This window comes from Oceanobacillus indicireducens (assembly GCF_014647195.1).
Taxonomy (GTDB): Bacteria; Bacillota; Bacilli; order Bacillales; family Amphibacillaceae; genus Oceanobacillus; species Oceanobacillus indicireducens.
In genome coordinates this window covers 50,714-57,357 of record NZ_BMOS01000023.1, presented here as the reverse complement: position 1 = coordinate 57,357, position 6,644 = coordinate 50,714, and the positions used below count along the sequence as shown (strand labels likewise).

The window sequence follows — 6,644 nt, the reverse complement described above, 5'->3', positions numbered from 1 at the left end:
CTCTTTTTTGTTCAAACCTCAAATTTCTTCATTACAGGAATGCTCCTAATTTGTTTTTGTGGTTAAAAACATTCTATCAGAGGAATTAATATGGCTCATTCTTTATGTTTGAGCTTTTGGCAATTTACACAATTATAAGTACTTAATCGGTGAACATGCTAAAGGGAGAATAAACGCTAGTTGTTTTCCCATTACAGTAAGATGAATATGCTAAAGGGAAAATAACCCCCAGTTGTTTTCTCATTAAAGTAAGATGAATATGCTAAAGGGAAAATAAACCTCAGTTGTTTTCCCATTAAGCCAGATGAAACTCTAATGGGAAAATAAAACTGACAGTTGCCAGAGGAGGCGAGGCTCACCAGCCGCTCAGCAGGTGCGAGAGGTGTCGGGACTGCGGACCTCCAGATAGCCGAGGAATACATAACTGTTTCAAACTGCGGATGTTGAGTTAGTAAATAACTTTATAAAAAGAACAGGAAATCTATGAGCACAGCGTGATTTTCTGTTCTTTTTTATATTGCGTCTTAATCATTCTTATTGACAAGGCACTCTCACATGTTAACATATACAATATGCCAATCATCCTACAACTTTTAAAAGGAGAATACTATGATTCATAAAACGAACCGCATGTATTTAGTTGAACAGGTTGCTTCACAAATAGAGCAATTAATTGAGTCTGGACATTGGCCAGTTGGAGAAAAGATTCCACCTGAGATGGAACTGATGAATTTGTTTGATGTCAGTCGTAATACACTTAGGGAAGCAATCCGTGCCCTCGTTCATGCCGGGTTACTAGAAACGAAACAAGGTAGCGGGACGATTGTTCGCTCTGCCAATCCTCTTGGTGCAACGCTGAAACGCTACATAAAAAGATCTGCTTTACTTGAAACACTTGATGTACGCTTGGCGTTAGAAAAACAAGCGGCACAATTGGCTGCTGAACATAGAACCGCAACCGATTTATCAACGCTTGAAGCATGTATTCAATCTAGTCGCGAGGCAGCTGAAAATGGTGACTATGAACAATTTATTGCATCAGACATTCGCTTTCATCAGACGATTGTACAGGCCTCAGCTAATCAGTTACTGATTGATTTATACGAACCGATGGTGGAAATTGTATATTCTTTTGTTCAGGATTTAATGGCGATGGACGCTCCTTTTAAGTATGAAGAAGAACTTCATCTTGAGTTATTTAGGGCTATCCGTAACCAGGATAAGGTGGAAGCAGCATCATATATGGAAGATTATATGAAAATACTGAGAGAGAATATAATGAAATTGATGGAGGATTAACTAAATGAATAATGATGGAATATCATCTACCTTAAACAACAGTACAAAAAATAGTTGGTTGTTACTAATTGGCGTGATTTTAGTTGGCGCCAATTTAAGGGTTCCTTTAACTTCTGTTGGAGCGCTTATTTCTTTTATACGAGATGACCTAGCTATAAGTAATGCCCTCGCTGGGTTTATTACGACATTACCTTTACTTGCATTTGCACTTATATCTCCATTTGCTCCGAAAATAGCAAACCGTATCGGTATGGAATGGACAATTATGTTATCACTCGTCGTGCTCATAATTGGTATTGTAATTCGATCACTTTCAGGAATCGGCTTTTTATTTACTGGTACACTTTTCATAGGGCTAGCTATTGCAATTGGGAATGTGCTCATTCCGGGAATTGTGAAGATGAATTTTCCGCTTAAAATAGGCCTGATGACTGGTATATATGCTATATTCATGAACATTTTCGGCGCACTTGGTTCCGGTCTTAGTGTTCCCATTGCTTCAATCGGTAACTTTGGATGGCAAGGTGCGCTTGGGGTATGGGGAGCCTTGACAATGGTATCCTTGTTAATTTGGCTACCGCAGCTCAGCAAGCGGCGGAATCAGAAAACGAATGTGAAAACAGAGAAGAAAGAAAAAAGTAATCTATGGCGTTCTCCGCTCGCATGGAAGATTACAATATTTATGGGTGGGCAATCGTTAACTTTCTATACATTAATCACATGGTTGCCGGATATATTGCATTCAAACGGTTATAATTTAAACAGTGCCGGATGGATGGTATTTCTTATGCAGTTTGCTCTTATCCCTTTTACTTTTATTATTCCTGTTATTGCAGAGAAAATGAAGAATCAAGTTGGTTTAAGTGTGGCAACAGCCTTACTATTTATGATTGGTTTTGTAGGGTTACTGCAAGGAAGCCCTGCACTTGTTCCAGTATGGGTCATTCTTCTTGGAATTGCTGGCGGAAGTGCTTTTAGTTTGTCAATGATGTTTTTTACACTAAGAACAAAAGATGGAAAAGAAGCAGCAGAATTATCAGGGATGGCGCAGTCTTTCGGTTATCTTTTAGCGGCAGTTGGCCCTGTATTGGTTGGTGCGTTGCAAGATATAACTGGAGGATGGACAATCCCCCTTTTCTTACTTATTCTCCTATCTGTTGTTTTACTAATCGTTGGTATCGCATCAGGGAGAGAAGGACAAGTTACAGACGGGATAGACTTATACCCAGCTAAAGCAGTTGTAAAGCAATAAAGAAACGGTGCTCGCTCTGATGTTTGGAGTCAGATATGCCGGACATAGAGGGCTTGTAAGGATACCCCACTGAATATGAAAAAAGATATTGTTCCATTAATAATCGAAAATATAAAGGGATTCCTAAGAAGGTAAAAAACACTTTCCTAGGAATCCCTTCAACTATGCTGGACACTTTATTTCTAAAAAAGAAACATAATATACATACTCCTTCATACTATATCCTGGAGGTGAAGAAATGGCGAGAGTAGCTTACCGGGAAGCGGACGTTGATTTAATGGCAAGGATGATGAGAGCAGAAGCTGAAGGTGAAGGTGTTCAAGGAATGCTATATGTCGGAAACGTAATTGTTAACCGTGCTGTAGCAGATTGTTTAGATTTTAGTGATTTGAGAACGATTGAAGATGTCATATTTCAAGTACAAGGGGGAAATTTCTCTTTTGAAGCTGTTCAAAAAGGCAATGTATTTTATCAAAGGGCGAGGGAAAAAGAAAAAAGATTAGCAAGACGGAATTTGGAATCATGGAGGGATCATCCCGCGCAATTTGCTCTGTGGTACTTTAATCCATTTGGTCCGTGTCCACCAACATGGTACGGTCAGCCTTTTACTGGTCAATTCAAACTGCATTGTTTTTATGAACCAGAGGCTGGAACATGTGATAGTGTTTATATGGGTTAGGAGTTTGCGGGCTTTGATTGAAGTTTGTTGCTGTTTAGTACCAACATACAATTTTTAAAACTAAGGTACTGGTAGCCAATAATATTCATTCACTAGAACCATGTGGAAAAATTCAACTTGAAACTAAGCATACCAAAACGCAGCCAACTTTGTTTTGATGTACTTTTATTCCATGAAATAACGAGGGGAACTTTCGGTTGAGGGAGTTCCCTATTTTAATGGAAATTTCCATAGCGGCACTCCAAGGTGAGCTAAGGGGATAGCGCTGTTTTCCTCTTCATTTTAGCAAGAGGAAAAATCATCTGTAATAGTATGAAAGCAAGGAGGCTATAACGTGTGTGCAAGTAAAAATAGAATTTCTTCGCATTGTCTCTGGATTGGAATTAGCGCTGATGAAGATTAAATTAAATTTTGCTTCTCGACTCCTGAATAAAGCAGTATAATCGTCTCAACAAAGAAGCAAATGTTAAGGAGATGAAACATGATTTCATATGTATTCATGGGATTGTTGACTGTTATCGGTTTAAGTGCAGCTCTTTTGTTACGAAAGTATCATGAAATTACAAAAAGAATCGGCATGGTATCCTGGGTATCATTAAGTGCATATTTCTTTATGGAATACATTGTTATCCGGGCTGCTGAAGCACCGTATAATTTGTTGAGACAGCCGATGAGTGATCTAGGTGTCACTTCTTGTGGAACAGGGACATATGAACTTGCAACTTATGAAATTTGTTCCCCTTATCATTCGTTAATGAATTGGACTTTTACGCTTACCGGAATTGTTACATTTGCCGGTGCTATTTTCTTGCAGCAATGTTGGCCAAATAAACGAGGTATAAGAGCAGCAACAGTCTTACTCGTCATATTCGGGCTTAGTTATGCGATCTCAGGTATTTTTCCCGCCGACTTAAATTTTCTGATTCATACATTTGCTTCATTACCGGGAATGTTTGTTCAAATACCTGCTTTGATTTTAATCGGGGTTGCAATCAAAACGGTTATGCCGACATTATCAAAATGGACCTTCTTCTGTGTGTTTCTGTCAACCGTCAGTCTTATCCTGATATTCTTTCAGCCCCTATTTAATGATCTACCGGGCGGGCTGTTGCAAAGATTTCTCTATGGTTCCGTCTGGTTATGGATGACTGTAACTGGAATAGTACTTTGGAAAAAGGAATAAATTAAAAATCCGGATTAAGTGTTAAAGCTAGGCATATCAGCACTCTCTTGTAAATGAATTAACTTTCTGCCGCAAAAAAGTCCTCCAGCTACCACCCTGAAGGATAACCTGGCTAAAATTATCCCTGTTATTTTATCCTTTCGCACCTGTGTAATTAGAAATTAGAACCTCCATCTATTCGTAAAAATGTTCAATATTTGTTACGATCATATAGGAAGTATTTGTGATATTTTCAGTTATATGGTTCGCTACGGATGCTTGTGAGTGGCTTTATGTTTAGATGGCTTGAAAAGTTAAAAAAGGTAGAAGGATAGTGGTAACTTTGGTGAGGCAGAGGGATCTTTTTATGGCTTTTTTTCGGGCAGGCATGCTCGGATATGGTGGTGGATTGTCGGCCATTCCACTGATGCAAAGGGAAGTGGTTACGAAATTTGAATGGATGACAGATGAAGAATTTGCAGATGTATTAGCACTTGCCAATACATTGCCAGGCCCCATTAATACGAAAATTGCCGGGTATATCGGCTGGAAGATCGATCGGTGGCGCGGAATGTTGAATGCACTCCTTGCGACAATTTTACCGACATTAGTTTTAATGATCTTATTGTTAACGGTTTTAAATACTTATAAGGACCGTCCATGGGTACAAGGAATGGCCAAAGGTGTTATTCCTGTTGCCGGTGTGATGATTGGTGTGTTGGCCTGGGATTTTCTCAGGCTTTCCAAGAAACTGATGGGGTGGTTGCCGACTGTGATGCTAACGATTATCAGTTTAGTCGTCATGCAAATGCTCGGTATTCATCCGGCCATTTTAATATTGATTCTCATTATTTCCGCATTGCTTTCCAGAGAAAAAAAAGAAAGGCGAGTTGATGGGAATTGATATACTGGGAAATTTTTAAAGCAAACTTTATCGCGAATATATTAGGATATGGTGGGGGTCCAGCGACCATACCATTATTGGAACATGAAGTGGTTCATAAATATGAATGGTTTACGGTGAGCGAATTTAGTGAAATGGTGGCATTAGGGAATGGTTTACCAGGTCCTATTGCGACTAAGCTTTCAGGCTACATCGGATTTGAAATGGGTGGTGTGTTAGGATCTTTTATTGGTGTCTTTGCAGCTGTCGCACCCTCGATGATTTTAATGATTGCATTGCTTGGTTTGTTGTTAAAATTTAAAGACTCCCCGAAAGTAAAGCGGTTGACACAATATATTCGCCCGACAATTGCTGTTTTGTTAGGTGTAATGACCTTTAACTTTTTCATGAATGCTTATGAGACATCGGGGATCTATCATACTGTTATTATTGCTGTCTTAAGTTTTTTTGCGCTTGAGCGATTTAGGATTAGTCCTGTGTTAGTTGTTTTAGGAGCACTTATTTATGGAGCAGTGTTAATTGGGTAATAATTTATAAGAGAAGTTGTTAGAATTTCTGGCAAAAGACGTGAGATTAACATTTTCTCTCTCGTCTTTTACTTTTTTCTGTTTCAATTAAATTCGTAAAGATATGCGAAGTTTGTTACGATTGAATAGGAAGTATTCAGAGCTAAGTTTTAAAAATCCTAGGGACAACGAAAACTAATTTTAGCTAAGAAACCATTGATATATAGAACTGGCGAAAGAAGGGTAAGGATGAAAATCAAGAAATTTTTATTGCTTTTTGTATTACTTGTTTTCCTGGCAGCTTGCGGAGACAAGATAGAAACAAATATGTCTGAACCGATGGTTGATTTTGAATTTATAACACAAGATGAGGAAGTATTAAACTTGAACGATCTTCAAGATGAGTGGTGGGTAGCAAATTTCATGTATACGAATTGTCGAATAGTTTGTCCAAGAACAACAGCTAACATGGCGGCCGTCCAACAGAAATTGAAAGAGGATGGTCTGAGCCCACAATTCGTCTCGTTTAGTGTTGATCCAGCACACGATACTCCGGAGGTTTTGAAAGAATATGCCGAGGGGTATGATGCAGATTTAGAAACGTGGAGCTTTTTAACAGGTTATGATTTTGAAACGATTCAAGAAATATCAGAGAATACGTTTAAAACGGTGTTGGAAGAAGGAGTAGTGGGACAAAGGGCACATGGAATTTACTTTTACTTGATTGATCCTGACGGGAACATTGTAAAAAAATATGATGGCATGAGCGAGGCGGAACTTGACCTACTGGTTAACGATTTAAAGACGGTATTATAGAAGGGAACGTCAATTGATCCTAAACT

The 6,644-nt window shown here is 38.7% G+C and carries 7 protein-coding genes; all 7 read left to right on the top strand.

The window, feature by feature from the left end:
- Window positions 1-609: 609 nt before the first annotated feature.
- The 7 genes from IEX94_RS14160 to IEX94_RS14130 all read left to right on the top strand — a co-directional run bounded on the left by IEX94_RS14160 (window position 610) and on the right by IEX94_RS14130 (window position 6,618).
- The gene (locus IEX94_RS14160; protein ID WP_188858440.1) at window positions 610-1,299 is read left to right on the top strand and encodes a FadR/GntR family transcriptional regulator; all 690 of its coding nucleotides are present in this window, start codon (window positions 610-612) and stop codon (window positions 1,297-1,299) included.
- A 4-nt stretch (window positions 1,300-1,303) separates the two neighbouring features.
- The gene (locus IEX94_RS14155) at window positions 1,304-2,551 is read left to right on the top strand and encodes a CynX/NimT family MFS transporter (protein WP_188858438.1); all 1,248 of its coding nucleotides are present in this window, start codon (window positions 1,304-1,306) and stop codon (window positions 2,549-2,551) included.
- 238 nt (window positions 2,552-2,789) lie between these two features.
- A complete protein-coding gene (locus IEX94_RS14150; RefSeq protein ID WP_188858436.1) occupies window positions 2,790-3,230 on the top strand; it encodes a cell wall hydrolase in 441 nt (146 codons plus the stop codon).
- A gap of 481 nt (window positions 3,231-3,711) precedes the next feature.
- Window positions 3,712-4,413, top strand: a complete 702-nt coding sequence (locus tag IEX94_RS14145; RefSeq protein WP_188858434.1) for a DUF998 domain-containing protein — start codon at window positions 3,712-3,714, stop codon at window positions 4,411-4,413.
- 346 nt (window positions 4,414-4,759) lie between these two features.
- Window positions 4,760-5,296 (top strand): chromate transporter, encoded by a 537-nt coding sequence (locus IEX94_RS14140; RefSeq protein ID WP_188858432.1) that lies wholly within the window; start codon window positions 4,760-4,762, stop codon window positions 5,294-5,296.
- Window positions 5,293-5,823 carry a chromate transporter gene (locus IEX94_RS14135; RefSeq protein ID WP_156857356.1) on the top strand — a complete coding sequence of 177 codons (531 nt, stop codon included), beginning with the start codon at window positions 5,293-5,295 and terminating at the stop codon, window positions 5,821-5,823. Before IEX94_RS14140 ends, IEX94_RS14135 begins: the two co-directional genes overlap by 4 nt.
- A 228-nt stretch (window positions 5,824-6,051) precedes the next feature.
- Window positions 6,052-6,618 carry an SCO family protein gene (locus IEX94_RS14130; RefSeq protein ID WP_229782732.1) on the top strand — a complete coding sequence of 189 codons (567 nt, stop codon included), beginning with the start codon at window positions 6,052-6,054 and terminating at the stop codon, window positions 6,616-6,618.
- The last annotated feature ends 26 nt before the right edge of the window (window positions 6,619-6,644 follow it).